This window comes from Algorimicrobium bowmanii (assembly GCF_054031195.1).
In genome coordinates this window covers 463783-482276 of record NZ_CM132929.1, presented here as the reverse complement: position 1 = coordinate 482276, position 18494 = coordinate 463783, and the positions used below count along the sequence as shown (strand labels likewise).

Annotated in this window: 19 protein-coding genes; 12 read left to right on the top strand and 7 right to left on the bottom strand. The window is 34.4% G+C overall.

The window, feature by feature from the left end:
* Positions 1 to 2: 2 nt before the first annotated feature.
* The 4 genes from ACW5R3_RS02160 to ACW5R3_RS02145 are packed head-to-tail and all read right to left on the bottom strand — an operon-like array spanning position 3 to position 3902.
* Positions 3 to 551, bottom strand: a complete 549-nt coding sequence (locus ACW5R3_RS02160) for a CopD family protein (RefSeq protein WP_456577981.1) — start codon at positions 549 to 551, stop codon at positions 3 to 5.
* A 13-nt stretch (positions 552 to 564) separates the two neighbouring features.
* Positions 565 to 1926: an MATE family efflux transporter gene (locus ACW5R3_RS02155; RefSeq protein ID WP_456577980.1), complete on the bottom strand. Its 1362-nt coding sequence runs from the start codon at positions 1924 to 1926 to the stop codon at positions 565 to 567.
* Positions 1926 to 2960, bottom strand: coding sequence for a ferrochelatase (gene hemH / locus ACW5R3_RS02150; RefSeq protein ID WP_456577979.1), 1035 nt, complete (start codon positions 2958 to 2960; stop codon positions 1926 to 1928). The genes ACW5R3_RS02155 and hemH overlap by 1 nt, the downstream gene beginning before the upstream one ends.
* Positions 2961 to 3008: 48 nt before the next feature.
* Positions 3009 to 3902 (bottom strand): helix-turn-helix transcriptional regulator, encoded by an 894-nt coding sequence (locus ACW5R3_RS02145; RefSeq protein ID WP_456577978.1) that lies wholly within the window; start codon positions 3900 to 3902, stop codon positions 3009 to 3011.
* Between the two features lie 196 nt (positions 3903 to 4098).
* On the opposite strand from ACW5R3_RS02145, the gene hemA reads away from it, so the two are divergent.
* The 7 genes from hemA (at position 4099) to hemB (ending at position 10874) form a co-directional block, all read left to right on the top strand.
* A complete protein-coding gene (gene hemA, locus ACW5R3_RS02140) occupies positions 4099 to 5361 on the top strand; it encodes a glutamyl-tRNA reductase (RefSeq protein ID WP_456577977.1) in 1263 nt (420 codons plus the stop codon).
* Positions 5354 to 6931, top strand: a complete 1578-nt coding sequence (gene hemC, locus ACW5R3_RS02135; protein WP_456577976.1) for a hydroxymethylbilane synthase — start codon at positions 5354 to 5356, stop codon at positions 6929 to 6931. Before hemA ends, hemC begins: the two co-directional genes overlap by 8 nt.
* Positions 6932 to 7021: 90 nt before the next feature.
* Positions 7022 to 8047, top strand: coding sequence for a uroporphyrinogen decarboxylase (gene hemE / locus ACW5R3_RS02130; RefSeq protein ID WP_456577975.1), 1026 nt, complete (start codon positions 7022 to 7024; stop codon positions 8045 to 8047).
* 8 nt (positions 8048 to 8055) lie between these two features.
* Positions 8056 to 8592 (top strand): GNAT family N-acetyltransferase, encoded by a 537-nt coding sequence (locus tag ACW5R3_RS02125; protein WP_456577974.1) that lies wholly within the window; start codon positions 8056 to 8058, stop codon positions 8590 to 8592.
* Positions 8582 to 9484, top strand: a complete 903-nt coding sequence (gene hemF, locus ACW5R3_RS02120; protein ID WP_456577973.1) for an oxygen-dependent coproporphyrinogen oxidase — start codon at positions 8582 to 8584, stop codon at positions 9482 to 9484. The genes ACW5R3_RS02125 and hemF overlap by 11 nt, the downstream gene beginning before the upstream one ends.
* 1 nt (position 9485) lies before the next feature.
* Entirely contained in the window at positions 9486 to 9878 is a 393-nt protein-coding gene (locus ACW5R3_RS02115) for a YchJ family protein (protein WP_456577972.1), read from the top strand.
* A 3-nt stretch (positions 9879 to 9881) separates the two neighbouring features.
* Entirely contained in the window at positions 9882 to 10874 is a 993-nt protein-coding gene (gene hemB / locus ACW5R3_RS02110; protein WP_456577971.1) for a porphobilinogen synthase, read from the top strand.
* A 25-nt stretch (positions 10875 to 10899) separates the two neighbouring features.
* Here the strand turns inward: hemB and ACW5R3_RS02105 are convergent, their stop codons facing one another.
* On the bottom strand, positions 10900 to 11955 hold the full coding sequence (locus ACW5R3_RS02105) for a sensor histidine kinase (RefSeq protein ID WP_456577970.1): 1056 nt from the start codon (positions 11953 to 11955) through the stop codon (positions 10900 to 10902).
* Between the two features lie 169 nt (positions 11956 to 12124).
* Between ACW5R3_RS02105 and ACW5R3_RS02100 the strand changes: the two genes are divergently transcribed.
* From ACW5R3_RS02100 to ACW5R3_RS02080, 5 genes are all read left to right on the top strand, one after another.
* Complete coding sequence (locus tag ACW5R3_RS02100) at positions 12125 to 13210, top strand: CNNM domain-containing protein (RefSeq protein ID WP_456577969.1); 1086 nt, start codon at positions 12125 to 12127, stop codon at positions 13208 to 13210.
* Between the two features lie 5 nt (positions 13211 to 13215).
* Positions 13216 to 13689, top strand: coding sequence for a methylated-DNA--[protein]-cysteine S-methyltransferase (locus ACW5R3_RS02095; RefSeq protein WP_456578846.1), 474 nt, complete (start codon positions 13216 to 13218; stop codon positions 13687 to 13689).
* A gap of 89 nt (positions 13690 to 13778) precedes the next feature.
* Positions 13779 to 14927 carry a serine hydrolase domain-containing protein gene (locus tag ACW5R3_RS02090; RefSeq protein WP_456577968.1) on the top strand — a complete coding sequence of 383 codons (1149 nt, stop codon included), beginning with the start codon at positions 13779 to 13781 and terminating at the stop codon, positions 14925 to 14927.
* A 10-nt stretch (positions 14928 to 14937) separates the two neighbouring features.
* The gene (locus ACW5R3_RS02085) at positions 14938 to 15651 is read left to right on the top strand and encodes a 3'-5' exonuclease (protein WP_456577967.1); all 714 of its coding nucleotides are present in this window, start codon (positions 14938 to 14940) and stop codon (positions 15649 to 15651) included.
* Positions 15652 to 15681: 30 nt separating this feature from the next.
* On the top strand, positions 15682 to 17373 hold the full coding sequence (locus ACW5R3_RS02080; RefSeq protein ID WP_456577966.1) for an ABC transporter ATP-binding protein: 1692 nt from the start codon (positions 15682 to 15684) through the stop codon (positions 17371 to 17373).
* Here ACW5R3_RS02080 and ACW5R3_RS02075 read toward each other — a convergent pair.
* A complete protein-coding gene (locus ACW5R3_RS02075) occupies positions 17368 to 17496 on the bottom strand; it encodes a hypothetical protein (protein WP_456577965.1) in 129 nt (42 codons plus the stop codon). The two genes, ACW5R3_RS02080 and ACW5R3_RS02075, sit on opposite strands and share 6 nt — an antisense overlap.
* A 308-nt stretch (positions 17497 to 17804) precedes the next feature.
* On the bottom strand, positions 17805 to 18458 hold the full coding sequence (locus tag ACW5R3_RS02070) for a CoA transferase subunit B (protein WP_456577964.1): 654 nt from the start codon (positions 18456 to 18458) through the stop codon (positions 17805 to 17807).
* Positions 18459 to 18494: the final 36 nt, after the last annotated feature.

Below are 18494 nucleotides of genomic sequence, written 5' to 3'. Positions count from 1 at the left end.
ACTTATGCATCAGGATTTTTACCTCGGATATTTTTGTAAATTTTGAAACCTAACATTAATAAAATACCTAAAACCAAAATGCCCACAACGCCAAACACCCAATTTATAGCACTTTTTAGAATAACTAGAAACACAACGGCAAATAGGATAAACGTAGCACCTTCATTCCACAAACGCATAAAATTAGATGTTTTCTTAACAACATCTAACTGCAGTTGTTTAAAATACTGATGCGTCTTTAAGTGATAAATAACTAATAATAACACAAAGCCAAGCTTCACGTGCATCCAAGGCTGTTCAAGCCAAATGGGCTGTAAAACAAGAAGCCAAACAGCAAAAACAACAGCTAATATAGCTGAAGGCCAGGTTATAATATACCACAAACGTTTTGCCATTAACTTTAGCTGTTTACCTAAAATTTCTTTGTCTGGTGATGGTTTATGATAAGCCTCTATTTGGTACACAAATAGCCTAGGGATATAAAACAGACCCGCAAACCAAGTGATAACAAAAATAAGATGAAATGATTTTATGTAATTATAATAGTCCACAGCACTAAAATTATTAATTAGTTTTTTCTTCTCCTACCGAAAGACTCTTTTTAATCTCTCGTTGTAAGAAGAATCCGGTTACGATTGTTGCTAAAATATCAGCTATAGGAAAGGACATCCAAACACCAAGTTCACCAAAAAAGTTAGGTAAGATTAAAATTAAAGGTATAAAGAAAAATCCTTGACGTGTTAATGTTAAAAGTAATGCTGGTGTAGCTTTTCCTACTGCTTGAAAATAAGCTGCACCAATAAGTTGTAAAGCAATTATAGGTGTTGCTGCGAAAACCCAACGCATAGCACTTGGCGTTTGTGCAATAACAGACGCATCTGTTGTAAACAATCGTGTTATAGCTTCTGGAAATAGCATAAGCATAATAAATACCAAAGTTGCCAAACCTGCAGCATACTTAATAGCCGTATAAATACTCTCTTTAACACGAGCGTACTGTTGTGCTCCAAAATTATAACCCGCAATGGGCAGAAATCCTTGAGTAACTCCAAAAACAGGAAATAAAGCAAACATAAGCATACGCCCTACAATAGCATAAGCCGTGACTGATGTTTCGCCTCCTAAATCGAATAAAATATTATTCATAAATAGATATGTTACACTAACAACAGCCTGCCTAGCTAATGTTACAAAACCTAAGGAACCTATTTCGGAAACAATACTTTTATCTAAACCTAAGTGAGAAAAATTAAGCTTTAGTTCAGAATGTTTTGATAAGAAAAACCAAACAATAAAACCTAAACTACAAAAATAAGAACCTGTTGTAGCCCAGGCAGCACCAGCCATACCGTAATCCAAAACATTGATAAAAACATAATCTAAAACCAAATTCCCTACTGATGGTATAAGCATCGCATACATAGCAAATTTTGGCTTTCCTTCAGCACGAATAACATTGTTTCCCATCATACTCAAGCCCAACACAGGCACACCGTACATGACAATGGTATAATAAATTTTTGCTGGCTCAAAAATAACACCTTGACCTCCGAAGGCAGGAATAATCCGGTCTATAAAAATTAAACCAAAACTAACCATGGTAATGGTTAGCAATAAAGTAAGGGTAATCTGGTTACCAAAAACCTTTAAGGCTTTTTTACTATTGTCAGCTCCTAAGGCTCGTGAAATAATTGAAGACCCTCCAATACCAATACTCATACCAAGAGCAGCTATAAAAAAGGAAACTGGTAGCACAACATTAATAGCTGCTATAGCAGTAGACCCTATCCAATGCCCTACAAAAATGGTATCGACTAGAATATTTAAAGACATCACTAAAATACCAATAGAAGCAGGAACAGCCTGTTTAATTAGTAGTTTACCTATAGGACTTGTGCCTAATGCTTCAGATGCTATTTTAGCCATTACATGGTTTTTGTTTCAGAATCAGCCCAGTTATTTATCCATTTAGCAAGCAAATTAACCCATGCAGCATCGGTGTTTAAACAAGGAACTGTTGTAAACTCCTTACCTCCCATTTCATGGAAAATTTCTTCACCCTCCATGGCTATCTCTTCTAATGTTTCTAAACAATCACTAACAAAAGCAGGTGTAACAATAGCCATATTTTCAACACCTTCTTTACCCAAACGCTCAATGGTTCTATCCGTATAAGGCAGTAACCAAGGATCAAAACCTAAGCGCGATTGAAAACTAGTTGAAAAACTTCCTTCTTGAAATCCTAATTTTTCAGAAACTAGACGCGTAACTTCTAAACATTGATGTCTGTAGCAGAATTCGTGCGCAGCTGAAGGAGTTTTACAACAACTTCCATCAATTTTACAATGCGATTTTGTAATATCACTCTTTCTAATATGTCTTTCTGGAACACCGTGATAAGAGAACAGCAAGTGGTCGTATTTTTTATTTTTAAGATGCTCAGCTATACTATTTGATAATACGTCAATATAATCAGCATCATTATAAAAAGCTGGTAAGCTTGTCATTTTAATATTAGGAAAATCAGCCTGACGGATTTCTTCAGCTAAAACAAGTATTGTTTCGGTAGTTGCCATAGCATATTGCGGATAAAGAGGCATCAATAAGACTTCTTCTACGCCTTTATCTACTAATTCTTGAAGTCCTTTTTTAATAGTCATACTACCATAACGCATAGCTAAAGCCACAGGGTAATCAACCGCTTCTTGAACTTTATTTTGAAGTTGTTCAGACAGTTCAATTAAAGGCGAACCAGATTCCCACCAAATTTTTTTATAAGCAGCTGCCGAAGCTTTAGGTCTTGTGTTAAGAATAATCCCTTTAACAAGTAAGGTACGTGCCCAAAGAGGTACATCAATCACACGCTCGTCCATCAAAAATTCTCCTAAGTATTTTTTTACATCTTTGGGTTCTGGACTATCTGGCGAACCTAAATTAACGAGTAAAATGCCTTTTTTCATCAAATATATATTTGGTATTTATTGCCCTTTGTTTTGGTAAGTTTAAGATTACGAAGATACGGACATTATGTATTTTTTAGGCGTTATGCCGTATTTCTTTTTAAACGCAGCTATAAAATGACTTGAAGTACTATAACCAACTTTAAGACCGACTTCATTCACATTATTATCACCCGATTCTAAGAGTTTTCTAGCAACTTCCATTTTATAATCAAATAGAAAACTAAACACCGAATCGCCATAAATTTCCTTAAAACCTTCCTTCAGTTTCTTTAAACTTAATTGAATTTCATCAGCTAACTCTTGCAGTGTTGGTGGTTCTGCCATTCTTGTAATAATGATATCTTTAGCCCTTTTAATTTTTAAAACATTTGTTTCATCAGCCAAAAATGGACATTGTTCAATATTTGCATCTTCACTTCTATTAAAATACAAACACAACAACTCATAAGCCTTAGCTTTAAAGTATAAATTTTTAACCGTTGTATTTAAATTATAATTAATTAACTGGTTAAGTACAATTGCCATAGATGGCGTTATTGCACTATCCTTATAATATTTTTTATCTTTATTATCGTCACTTAAAAAGGTGATGTAATTGGCTTCTTGAGAAAACAACCTATGGAATTTCTGAATAGAAAAAACCAAGGTTACTATCCAAGATTTGGGTTGAACATTCATGTGAATAGGCAAATCGCGTTGCGGATTATATAAAAGCAATGCTGTTTCCTCCTCTACATTTAAAGCATAGCTACCATTATTAAACATAAAAACACCTGAACCTTTAACACAAAAATGAAATTGAATAAAACTACTATCAATCTCACGTTCAACTATTTCAACTTGATCATTTTCATTTTGGTAGGTTAATACAAAAAAACCATCATCAATAGTGGTTTCATTAAAAGTTCTTTGAGCGACATTTTTTGAAGATTCTAACATTCGTGTTTTTTGATTTCTATTTAGATTCATTCTAAACAAACAAATCCAAACCTATTGCTATGACTACAAAAATACAACATTTATCATATTAACTTTAAAAACAACGCTAAAAAACCCATAACGACACTATTAGTTCTTTGAGCGTTACTTTATTTCAGATTACCAATATACATTTGCTAGGAATTTGAAAATGATTATGGAGCAATACCAAATTTCTAAGGGGACCTACTTCTACGCTATAGGTTTAAGTTACAAAAAAGCAGATGCTGAAATACGCGGACACTTTAGCTTAGACGACACAAAAAAAGAACTATTACTACAGCAAGCAAAGTCTAATGGCATAGAAAGTTTAATTGTAACCTCAACCTGTAATCGAACAGAAATCTACGGTTTTGCAGAACACCCTTTTCAACTTATTCAATTACTGTGCGATAATACTGTAGGAACCGTTGAGGAATTCCAAAAGGTTGCCTATGTATATAAAAATCGTGATGCTATTGCTCATATGTTTCGTGTAGGGTCAGGTTTAGACAGTCAGATTTTAGGTGACTTCGAAATTATTGGTCAACTTAAAACAGCCACTTTAGCTTCAAAAAAATTAGGCCTCGTAAATGCATTTATAGAACGTTTAATTAATTCTGTAATTCAAGCTAGCAAGCGTATAAAAACTGAAACCAATATTTCATCTGGCGCAACGTCGGTTTCATTTGCCTCAGTACAATATATCCTAAACGAAGTAAGTAATGTTTCTACAAAAAACATTCTGCTATTTGGTACAGGAAAAATTGGCAGAAACACTTGTGAAAACTTAGTTAAACATTCCAAAAACTCACACATCACCCTCATCAATAGAACCAAAGATAAGGCTGAACGTATTGCTGGAAAATTCAATCTTATTGTTAAAGACTACTCAAATTTACAAGAAGAAATAAGTGCCACTGATATTTTAATTGTTGCCACTGGAGCACAATTACCAACGGTAGATAAGAATATCATTCAAAACAAAAAACCATTATTAATATTAGACCTTTCAATTCCTAAAAACGTAAACGAAAATGTTACGGAATTGGAACACGTATCTTTAGTTCATTTAGACCAGTTATCTAAAATAACCGATGCTACTATAGAAAACAGACGTCTAGATATTCCGGTTGCAGAAAGCATTATTGAAGAAGTAAAAACAGAGTTCAATAGCTGGTTAGAAACCCGAAAGTTTGCTCCAACTATTAAAGCATTAAAAATGAAGTTAACCGACTTTAAAAATGCAGAATTAGATACCCAAAGAAAGAAAATAGCCGATTTTAACGAATCGCAGGCTGAGTTAATCAGTAATAATATTATTCAAAAAATCACCAATCATTTCGCACATCACCTTAAGGATGATGCCGTTACTACCGATGAAAGTCTTGAGCTTATAAAGAAAGTCTTTCAACTAGAAGAAACCATAAAACATGTCTAAAATAATACGCATTGGTACACGCGATAGTGAATTAGCACTATGGCAAGCCAAAACAGTCCAAAGTCAACTAGAACAACTTGGACACAAAACCGTAATCGTGCCCGTAAAATCTGCAGGCGATTTAGTTTTAAACAAACCAATTTACGAGCTTGGAATAACAGGTGTTTTTACCAAAACACTAGATATAGCAATGCTAAATAACGATATTGACATTGCTGTACATTCGTTTAAAGATGTACCAACAGCTTTACCTGCAGGCATTGTACAAGCAGCCGTTATAAAAAGAGGAAATGTTAGAGACACCTTAATATTTAAGGACAATGAAGAATTTTTATCTTCTAGACATGCTGTAATTGCTACCGGAAGTTTACGACGTCGTGCACAGTGGCTAAACCGCTACCCTACACATACAGTAGAGGATATTCGTGGCAATGTAAACTTACGTTTACAAAAATTAGAAGATAACGAAAACTGGAATGCCGCAATTTTTGCAGCAGCTGGATTAGGTAGGATTGATAAAAGACCCGAAAACGCTATTAATCTAAATTGGATGATACCAGCACCGGCACAAGGTGCTATTATGGTAACAGCACTAGAGGAAGATGAAGAAATTCGCGCTATCTGTTCGGAAATCAACCACGAAGAAACCGAGCTTTGTACCGGTATAGAACGTCAATTTTTAAACCTTCTTGAAGGTGGATGCTCTGCTCCTATTGGCGCATTAGCGTTTGTTAAAGATGAAGAAATAAACTTTACAGGCGTTTTACTTAGTCCAGACGGCAGTAGAAAAATTGAAGTTACCCGAAACGAAAAAGTAGGCAACCACCATAACTTAGCTAAATTTTGTGCTGATTTCATCATTGATCGCGGTGGAAACCACTTAATGGACGCGCTAAAGAATTCGGATAAAAAAACAACTATTTTTTCAACCAAAAAACTAACCGAAGATCAACGGTTATTGTTTCATAACGATGTGATTGCAGATAGTACTGATTTTGTAAAAATTAGCCTTAATCGCATTCACCCAAGCATCTTAAAAAACGAAATTGAAAACGTTATAATTACCAGTAAAAATGGTGTCGATTCATTAACAACAAACTACTCGGCAGCAGAATTACAATTCAAAAACATTTACTGTGTTGGACGTCGTACAAAACGCTTAATTGAAAAACGTATTGGCCCTGTTAAGCATGCCGCTAAGAATGCAGAGGCTTTAGCTAATTACTTAACAGAATTTATGGACGGTACAGAAGCAACTTATTTCTGTAGCAACCTACATTTAGATACTCTTCCAAAAGTTTTAGAAGCAAATAACATCCATGTTAAAACTGTAGAAGCTTACGAGACTAAATACGACGGTAAAGAACTAAACGAAACAGTAGAAGGCGTTATGTTTTACAGCCCTTCAACGGTTGAAAGCTATATACAAAACAACAACGCAAAAGGCATTGCTTTCTGCATTGGAAATACCACAGCTACCGAAGCTAAAAAACATTTTAAGGACGTACGTATTGCCAAGGTACCAACTGTTGAAAGTGTTATAGAATTGGTTAATGAATTTTATTTATAAAAAACATAAGCTACTACCCTATAAAACGGTAATAACTTAATTTACAATATCAAAATAGCCTAAAAAAGCTATTTCTAGTACAAAGCAATTATGATTAAGAACGATTTATTTTTAAGAGCATTAAAAGGTGAAACTGTAGAAAGACCACCCGTTTGGATGATGCGTCAAGCAGGACGCTATTTACCAGAATTCATGGAAATAAAAGCCAAATACGATTTCTTTACACGTTGTCAAACACCAGAATTAGCAAGTGAAATTACGGTTCAACCCATACGCCGATACGGTATGGATGCCGCTATTTTATTTAGTGATATTCTAGTAATTCCTCAAGCCATGAATATTGAGGTACAAATGAAACCTAATTTCGGACCTTACCTACCAAACCCTATTCGTTCTCAGAAAGACGTAGATAACGTTATTGTTCCTGATGTTTCCGTTGCTTTGGATTATGTTTACCAAGCTATAAAAGCAACCAAAGAAAAGTTAAACAATGAAATTCCATTAATTGGTTTTGCAGGCTCTCCATGGACTATCCTATGCTATTGCGTACAAGGTCAAGGCAGTAAAAACTTTGATAAAGCCAAAGAATTTTGCTTTACAAATCCGGTAGCTGCTCACCAATTATTACAAAAAATCACCGATACAACTATTGCTTACTTAAAAGAAAAAGTAAAGGCAGGTGTTAATGCTGTGCAGGTTTTTGATTCCTGGGGCGGCATGTTATCACCAGTAGATTACCAAGAGTTTTCATGGCAATATATTCAACAAATTATTGATGCTTTAAAAGATGAAACTCCAGTAATTGCTTTTGGTAAAGGTTGTTGGTTTGCTCTTAACGAAATGTCTAAATCTGGTGCTTCTGCTTTAGGTGTAGATTGGACTTGTTCAGCTAGAAATGCGCGTTATTTAACTGGTGGAAATATTACACTTCAAGGAAATTTCGACCCTACAAGGTTGTTTTCTCCTCCATCAGAAATCAAAAAAATGGTACACCAAATGATTAATGAATTTGGAAAAGATAAATATATCGTAAATTTAGGACACGGAATTTTACCAAACATTCCGCTAGACAACGCTAAAGCATTTATTGACGCCGTTAAAGAATACCGTGCGTAACCGATACTATGAAACTAGTAACTGAATCGTTTTCATTGGAAGTCCTAAAACCATCTGATGCCCTTAGTTTAAGTCGGTTAATGATTTCCAATGGAAGACAATTTCAGCACTACCTACCAAAAACACTTTCTGAGAACTTATCGGAAAGCGATTCAAAAAATTACATTCTTAGACAAACAGAACTTATAAAAAGCCAAACCGAATACACCTTTGCTATTAAGGATATTGACAGCGGAGATGTAGCTGGTTTAGTTATATTAAAAAATATAGACCCCAATTTAAAGCAAGCTGAGTTTGCATATTGCTTGGGTTTAAAATATTCCGGAAAAGGTTGGATGACTCGCAGCATCAAGGCTATTAAAGAGTATGCATTTAATACGTTACAACTCCAATCTTTACAAATAATCATCCATAAAACAAACCAACAAAGCATCCAGGTTGCAGAAAAAAATGCTTTCAACTGGGTAAAAACACTTGAAAAAGCATTCAATACGGATAAGGCTAGTTTAGATATGGAACTTTACGAATTACATCATGAAAAATAAATTCTACCAGTATATACAAGACTTACAAGACCAGATAACAAATGCCTTAGAACATGTAGATGGTCAAGCTACATTTAAACAAGATATTTGGAAACGCCCTGAAGGCGGTGGCGGTAGAACACGTGTTATAGAAAATGGTGCTGTTTTTGAAAAAGGAGGCGTAAACATTTCTGGTGTGCACGGCAAATTACCCGATTCTATGCAAGCTTACTTTGGTGTTGAAGATGCCGATTTTTTTGCCTGTGGTTTAAGTTTGGTTTTGCACCCTAAAAACCCAATGGTTCCAACAGTTCATGCCAACTGGCGTTATTTTGAAATGTATGATAAAGAAGGGAATATAGTAGACCAATGGTTTGGTGGAGGTCAAGACCTAACCCCTTATTATTTGTTTGATGAAGATGCTAGACACTTTCATAAAACATGTAAAACCGCCTGCGACAAGTATCATGCTGAATTCTACCCTAAGTACAAAGCGCGTTGTGATGAGTACTTTTACAACTCACACAGAAACGAGGGTCGTGGCATTGGCGGGCTATTTTTTGACTACTGCAAAGCTACTGAAGAAATGTCTATGCAAAATTGGTATGATTTTGTTACCGAAGTTGGAGACAGTTTCACTGAGGCTTATGTTCCTATTGTTGAAAAACGCAAAGATTTACCTTTTACTAAAGCGCAACGTGACTGGCAAGAAATACGTCGAGGACGCTATGTAGAATTTAATTTAGTTCATGATAAAGGAACCTTATTTGGGCTTAAAACCAATGGCCGAATAGAAAGTATTTTAATGAGTTTACCGCCACACGTACAATGGGCTTACGATCATCATCCTGAAACAGGAAGTGAAGAAGAAAAATTAATTAAAGTATTACAAAAACCAAAAAACTGGGTTTAATATGAATTGCTATTGCGGAAACAACAAACCCTACAAGGATTGCTGTGAAGTTTACCACTTAAACAATGGCAAAACGGAAACTGCTGAGCAGCTTATGCGATCTAGATATAGTGCTTTTGTATTAGCTAATGGAAATTATTTAATACAAACGCACCATAAATCAACCCGAAAAATTTCAGAAAAAAAAGCCATCGAAAAATGGGCTAAATCGGTTAGCTGGATTAAACTTGAAGTACAAGAAAGTACTTTAGGACAACCAACCGATACCACGGGCACGGTAACGTTTAACGCTTATTTTTACGAAAACGGAAAGATGGATGTTATTCATGAAAAATCGGCTTTTATAAAAGAAAATGAAACCTGGTATTACTTAGGTTATGCCAAAAATCAATAAAAAATGTATCCATTAAAAAGAAACAGACGTTTACGTGCTAATAGCAGTATACGCTCTTTAGTTCGTGAAACTATAATTACACCAAATGATTTTTTAGTTCCACTTTTTGTTGTTGAAGGAAAAGGTATAAAAGAGGAAATTGCCTCTATGCCAAATTATTATCGGTATAGCTTAGATTTGCTTCAAGCAGAGGTTAAAGAGCTTTGGAGTTTGGGCTTAAAATCGGTTTTACTATTTGTTAAAGTTCCCGATAATTTAAAAGATAATAAAGGAACAGAGGCTCTAAACCCTAACGGCCTTATGCAGCGTGCTATTAAAACTGTAAAAAATACCTGTCCAGAAATGCTAGTCATGACAGATGTTGCTATGGATCCATACTCATCATATGGCCATGACGGTATTGTTGAAAACGGCCTAATTTTAAATGATGAAACGGTTGATATTCTAACAGAAATGAGTCTCTCTCATGCCGAAGCGGGCGCAAACTTTGTCGCCCCAAGTGATATGATGGATGGCCGTATATTAAGTATGCGGGAAGCTTTTGAATATAACGGATTTGATAATACCGGTATTATGAGCTACTCTGCTAAATATGCATCTGCTTTTTATGGCCCTTTTAGAGATGCTTTAGATTCAGCTCCTGTTGACATGCAAGATGTTCCTAAAGACAAACAAAGTTATCAAATGGATCCTGCTAATCGTTTTGAAGCTATTCGCGAAACCGAGATGGATATTGATGAAGGTGCAGACATTGTTATGGTTAAACCAGGTTTATGCTACTTAGACATAGTCCGTGAAATTAAAAATGAAGTTGATGTTCCTGTAGCTGTCTACCAAGTTTCAGGCGAATATGCCATGCTGAAAGCTGCTGCCGAAAAAGGATGGTTAAATCACGATGCCGTTATGATGGAACAAATTACAGCTATCAAACGTGCAGGTGCCGATATAGTAGCTTCATATTTTGCTAAAGATGTAGTTAAACTATTAAACTCATAAATACACTATAAACCCTTATACCAATTTAGCTATAAGGGTTTATTTTTTTTGGAATACATATTTCAAATTCTGCTCCCTTACCTACACCAGAACTATATGGCTTTATAGTACCGCCATGTTTTTCAATTATTTTTTTACTCAAGTATAAACCTAAACCTGTACTTGGTTCGCCGTTTACACCTAGATGTCCCGGTATAAATTTCTTGAATAATTGTCGCTTAGTATTCTCATTAAATCCAATACCGTAATCCTTTATCATTAAGCACACTTGTTTTTCATCTACAGCAGCCGTTAGTTTTATTTCACCTGTATCTTCTGAAAACTTAATTGCATTACTCATTATATTTTCTAACACCTGCTTCATGCCAAATGCATGTGCTTTAAGTTTTAAATCTTCAGGAATAGCGTTTACTATCTTTAAATTTTTAGCTTTAATAACCTGTTTGTTTTCTAGAATAATACCTTCAACTATATGCGAGATAGTTAGCACTTCAAAATTTTCGGCAGACACCTCTACATGTTCATCTTTTAGGATCTTCAACATACCTTCTAAAAATTTCAATTGTTTTTCAGCTACCTCTTTTAAGGTTGCTAAATGAGACTGATAATCTTTAGAATCTGCAGACTCTAATTTCAAAAATTCAAGAATTTGTAATGTTTGAACAACCGGTGTTCGCAAATCATGAGATATAAGTTCTACAACCTCCTGTTTTTCTTGATTTACCTCCTCTAAAGACTCAATAGTATGTTGAATATTTTTTAAAACCACACCAACTTCATCAGTATATGTTGTAGGTAAATCAGGAACATATTTAGTATCTATATATGCCATTAATGCTTTTTCACCTTGAACAATAGGATACAATAACGCGTTTAAAACTTTTAAGGTTATTGCTGTTGCTATTAGCGTTAATACTAAGGTTACAACAACAAAAGCTCCTTTTGAAATGGAGGTTACAAAAAGACTATAGAATACAACACCTAACAATGGTAGATGAATACCCAAAAAGGCAACAAATAGGAATTTATAAGAATATTTTTTAAGAAAAGGTAATCTTGAAAGCTGGTGATAGATTTTCATTTATAAAAAAATTGGGGAATACATTTTACGACACAATATCGAATTTTTTTATGGCATTTTTGTGCTTTATTTAATTTTTAATTGACGTAATTACATTTCAGTATTCAAATTAATATACCTCAGATTAACCAATGATTTTGTAAATTAGCAATAAACAAAACTTACATTAATGAGCACACTCATTTTTTGGGCCACCATATCCATATTTTTTTCATTTCTATGTTCCATTTTAGAAGCAGTTCTTTTAAGCGTAACGCCTACCTATATTAATATAAAGAAACAAGAAGGTAAAGATTTCGCTATTAAGTTAGAAACTTTAAAAAACGATGTCGATCAACCACTAATTGCAATACTTACGTTAAATACTATTGCTCATACATTGGGTGCCATGATGGTTGGTATACAAGCAGAGAGTTTACCTTATAAAATTGAATTTTTCGGAATAAACACAGTGGGTATCGTTTCAGCTATTATGACATTATTAATTTTAGTTGTGTCTGAAATAATACCTAAAACCATTGGAGCAACCTACTGGAAATCTTTAACTGCTTTTACAGCTACCACATTAAATATTTTAATATTTCCACTAAAGTATACAGGTATCTTATGGTTACTCCGTTTAACTACAAAACTTATTGGCGGTAGTCCACATGGCAGCGTATTAAGCCGTGCAGACTTTCAAGCTATGACAGATTTAGCTGAAGAAGAAGGTGTTTTTCACGAATCGGAAAGTAAGGTTATCCGTAACATGCTTACCTTTAAAGAGGTTTTAGCAAAAGATGTTATGACGCCAAGAACCGTAATGTCTATTGAAAATGAAAACCAAAGTATTGAATCTTTTTTCAAAAAAAATGCCAACATACAATTCTCAAGAATACCTGTTTACACAAACAATTCCGACAATATAACCGGACTGGTATTAAAAGACGAGGTTTTCAAGGAAATGGCTTTTGGTAATGGTGAGAAATCGCTTTCTGAAATTAAACGTAATATTATTATCATAGAGCGTAATGTTCCAATCCCTAGATTGTTTGAACAGCTAGTTGAAAGCAAAAACCATATGGCTTTAGTTGTAGACGAATATGGTTCGGTAAGCGGATTAGTAACAATGGAAGATGTTATTGAAACATTACTTGGATTAGAAATTATGGACGAGCGTGATGACATTCCAGATCTTCAACAATTAGCTCGTAGAAGCTGGGAAGCTCGTGCTAAACGCTTAGGATTAATTCAAGATGAAGATGAACAATCTTAATGACCCTGGAACAATGTATAATTAAATCGCCTTTAGGTTTTACTCAAATTACGGGTAATACCTCAGGCATTGCGTCTATAACAGTTTTAAATACCGAAGAAAAACTTTCAACCACTATCCCTAAATCCCTTCAAGATTGTGTGCTTCAACTTAACGAATATTTTGAAGGCAAACGTGACCGTTTTGATTTAAAATTAAACCCTGAGGGAACGGATTTTCAAAAAACCGTTTGGAAAGAACTACAAAGTATTCCTTACGGAAAAACAGTTTCTTATTTACAACTATCCAAAACTATAGGTAACACAAAAGCTATTCGTGCAGTAGCCAATGCCAATGGTAAAAATCCGCTATGGATTGTTATCCCCTGCCATAGAGTTATCGGTTCCGATGGAAGCTTAACAGGTTATGCAGGTGGACTAAGTCGTAAAAAATGGCTTCTAAATCATGAAAACCCTATAAAACAACAATCCTTGTTTTAAACTTTACGTCTAAAATATACTAGCATTACATCACAACACAAATAGTACTTGATAATATTTACTATCTTTATTTAACTAAACTATAATTCATGAAATTTTTAAAATCGTTCTTAAAGTGGGTCATCATTATTTTTGCCGTTTTAATCGCAGCTTTGTATATAACTGATACCGACTATCTATTAAAAGCAGTTAGAACTATTTATTTCAAAGGTTACTCAACCGCCTATTTAGAAGATTATAAAGAATTTGACAACCAAGAAGTCGCTAACGGCACACCACAACCTTGGCCAAATCACAAAAACTACAATAGCGTTTCGGAAACAGAAACACTTAAAAAAATAAATTCCGAAAATGGCACCATAGCTTATGTGATTATAAAAAACGATAGCATTTGGTTTGAAAAATATAACGATGGTTTTAATGAAAACTCCAAATCAAACTCCTTTTCTATGGCTAAAAGTTATGTTTCAGCATTACTTGGCAAAGCACTCATGGAAGGCTACATAACAAGTCTAAACCAACCTGTTAGCGATTTCCTGCCAGAATTTAAGGAAGGCTTAGCAGCTAAGCTAACTGTTGGCGATTTATCTTCTATGGCTTCCGGAACAGACTGGGACGAAGCTTACTACTCACCATTATCAATAACTACACGAGCTTATTTTGATGATGATTTAGATAAAGTAATTAATTCCTTAAAAGTAGTAAAAGAGCCTGGACAATCATACACCTATTCTAGTGGCGACACTCAAATGCTTGCAATGGTTATTGAACGTGCAACTGGTAAAAAACTGTACAACTACTTATCCGAATCATTATGGAAACCTTTAGGCAGTGAAAACGCTACCTTATGGCAAGTAGATAGTGAGGATCATGATATGGTAAAATCCTATTGCTGTATAGCTAGTAACGCAAAAGATTTTGCCCGTTTAGGTAAACTTTATAAGGATTACGGAAAATGGAAAGGACAACAAATTTTAGACTCTGCTTTTATTGCAAAATCTATCAAACCACGTTTTAAAGAAAGCCCTGAATACGGATATGGCTGGTGGCTAAAAAATGTAGGAGATAAAGAGTTTTTTATGATGCGTGGTCACTTAGGTCAGTATGTAATTGTTGAACCAAATGACAACGTTATAATTGTAAGATTAGGCCACTCAAAAGGTCCTGCTGATGCAGTAGCTACATTTACTCCAGATATTACCACTTATATTGAAGAAGCTTATAAAATGTTGAATTAAACACCAAACCATGATTTCTAAATTAAATCTTGAAAACATATTATTCCTGGATATAGAAACGGTTCCAGAAACACAGTATTTTTCAGATTTAGATGAAACCAAACAAGCACTTTGGGCAAACAAATCGCAATACCAACGCAAAGACGAATTTACACCCGAAGCATTCTATGACCGCGCTGGAATTTGGGCTGAATTCGGCAAAATAGTTTGTATTTCAGTTGGGTATTTTAAGATAGATGGCGATATCAGAAACTTTCGAGTAACCTCTTTTTATGGTGATGAATTAACTATTTTAAAAGATTTCAAAAACCTTTTATCAACACATTTCAGTAGCAATAAACATTTATTATGCGCCCATAATGGGAAAGAATTTGATTTCCCATACATTGCTAGACGCATGATAATTAATAATGTAGAACTTCCTTATAAGTTAAATTTATTTGGTAAAAAACCGTGGGAAGTACCACACTTAGACACGCTTGAGCTATGGAAATTTGGCGATTATAAAAACTATACATCTTTAAAATTACTCACCCACGTTCTTGGAATACCATCTCCTAAAGACGATATTGATGGTAGCGAAGTATACGGTGTTTATTACGAAGAGAACAACATAGATCGTATTGTTATTTATTGCGAAAAAGACACAATTGCAGTTGCACAAATATTTCTAAGACTACGCGGTGATGCGTTACTACATGAAAATGAAATTAGCCATATTTAACTATCACAACAAGAATCATCACATTCCGCCATGCAAAATACGCCTATCTTAACCATAGAAAACCTACACATATCATTTTACAACAATAAGGTTAAAAATGAGATTATACATGGAATTTCATACCAACTTTTCCCTAATGAAATCTTGGGTATTGTAGGCGAATCGGGATCAGGAAAATCAGTCTCTTCATTAGCTATTATGGGGTTATTACCTCCTGAAATTTCCAAAATTACTGCAGGTAAAATTAATTTTAACGAACGTGATTTAACGCAAATTACCTCTAAAGCATTTCAGAAGATTCGGGGCAATGAAATAGCCATGATATTTCAAGAACCCATGAGTTCACTTAACCCATCGATGCGATGTGGTGAACAAGTACGAGAAATTTTAATGCAACATACCGCATTTTCCAAATTGGAGGCGAAAACAGAAACGATTAACCTTTTTGAAAAAGTAAAACTACCAAATCCAGAGCGGGTATTTAAAGCCTACCCTCATGAAATTTCTGGAGGCCAAAAACAGCGTGTTATGATTGCTATGGCAATTGCCTGCAAACCTAAAATACTAATCGCTGACGAACCTACAACCGCACTAGACGTAACTGTACAGAAAGAAATAATCTTACTTTTAAAAGAATTACAACAAACCGAGAATATGAGTATTTTATTCATTTCTCATGATTTGGCTTTAATTTCAGAAATTTCCAATCGTGTACTAGTCATGTACCAAGGTAACATTGTAGAGCAAGGTACTGTTTCAGATATTTTCAACAAACCAAAACACACCTATACAAAAGCACTTATTAATGCCAGGCCAGCCTTAGATGTTCGCTACAAACGCTTAGCTACTATTAAAGACTTTATGTCGGACAGCATTAACAATACAATTATATCTAAAGAAGACCGCCAACAGAGCCATAAACTTATATATGCAAAACCACCATTATTAAGCATCCAAAACATAGATAAAACTTATATATCTAAATCGGGTTGGTTTGCTAAAAATCAGGTTTTCAAAGCAGTAAATCAAGTCAGTTTTAATTTATATGAAGGCGAAACCTTAGGCTTAGTTGGTGAGTCCGGTTGTGGTAAATCTACATTAGCGAATGTTATCTTACAATTAGACAAAGCTTCCGCTGGACAAATATTATATAAAGGTACAGACATTACAAAGCTTAGCAGAAAAGCCATTAGAACGCTCCGAAAAGACATTCAAATTATATTTCAGGATCCATATGCTTCACTAAACCCTAGAATACCGGTTGGTAAGGCTATTATGGAACCGATGAAGGTACACGGCATCGGAAAATCAGAAAGCGATAGGAAACAACGGGTTTTAAAACTATTAGAAAAAGTAGGTTTAGATGCTAGTTATTTTTCACGATATCCGCATGAGTTTTCAGGAGGTCAACGCCAGCGTATAGGAATTGCAAGAACTATAGCCTTGGAACCTAAATTAATTATTTGTGATGAATCTGTTTCTGCACTTGACATTTCCGTTCAAGCCCAAGTACTTAATTTACTTAATGACTTGAAAGCTAATTTTGGTTTTACTTATATATTTATATCACACGATCTAGCCGTTGTAAAATATATGTCCGATAATTTAATTGTTATGAATAAAGGCGAAATTGAAGAAATGGATGATGCCGATACAATATACGAAACACCCAAAAAAGACTACACAAAAAAACTTATTCATGCTATTCCTAAAGGATTATAGCATGAATAATTTTTTAGTTAAATACAAAACACTTCTTATAAAAGTTCCTGTATTCTGAACACTCAAAATAAAACTATTATCATAACGTGTAGGTTGTTTAGATAGATTTGGGGCAAAATTCATAAATAGTTAAGTTTTGGTAGATTTGATTCCTTTTTAAAAAATTAAATTATGATAGATTTGGGGTCAAAAACAATTCCATTTTTTAAAAAATTCAGTTAATTTATTGGTTAGGTTTGGGATAGCTAATATGAAATATATTTTAATTACATCTGTTAAAATACGTTAATTTTCGATGAAATACATGTTTTTTTAACATTTAACAAAAAAAAGACTTTATTTTCTTACAATCCAAAACTCTTTTACACAAAAAAAGCCACTAACAAGTTAGTGGCTTTTTTTGTGTTTGTTATTTTAAGCAATTGTTGAGATTAAATAGCCATCTCAGGAATATCTCCTTCAATAATTAATGTACCTTCGGTTGCTTGTTTAATAGTATCAACTGTTACACCAGGAGCACGTTCTAAAAGCTTGAAGCCTTTATCCGTAACTTCAAGTACCGCCAAGTTGGTTACAATTTTTTTAACACAACCAACACCAGTTAATGGAAGCGAACATCGTTTTAATAATTTAGATTCGCCTGCTTTATTCGTATGCATCATAGCTACAATAATATTTTCAGCACTGGCCACTAAATCCATAGCACCACCCATACCTTTAACCATTTTGTTTGGAATTTTCCAGTTGGCAATGTCACCATTTTCCGCCACTTCCATAGAACCCAATATGGTTAAATCTACATGCTGCCCACGAATCATAGAAAAACTCATAGCCGAATCGAAGAAACTAGCTCCTGGTAAGGTGGTAATGGTTTGCTTACCAGCATTTATAATATCGGCATCTTCATCGCCTTCAAAAGGAAATGGCCCCATACCCAGCACGCCATTTTCACTTTGAAATTCCACTTCTATATCGTCTCGCACGTAATTAGCAACCAAAGTTGGAATACCAATTCCTAAATTCACGTAGTAACCGTCTTGAACTTCCTGTGCTATGCGTTTTGCTATTCCGTTTTTATCTAACATGTTTTAATAATTTGAAGATTTGTTAATTTGAAGATT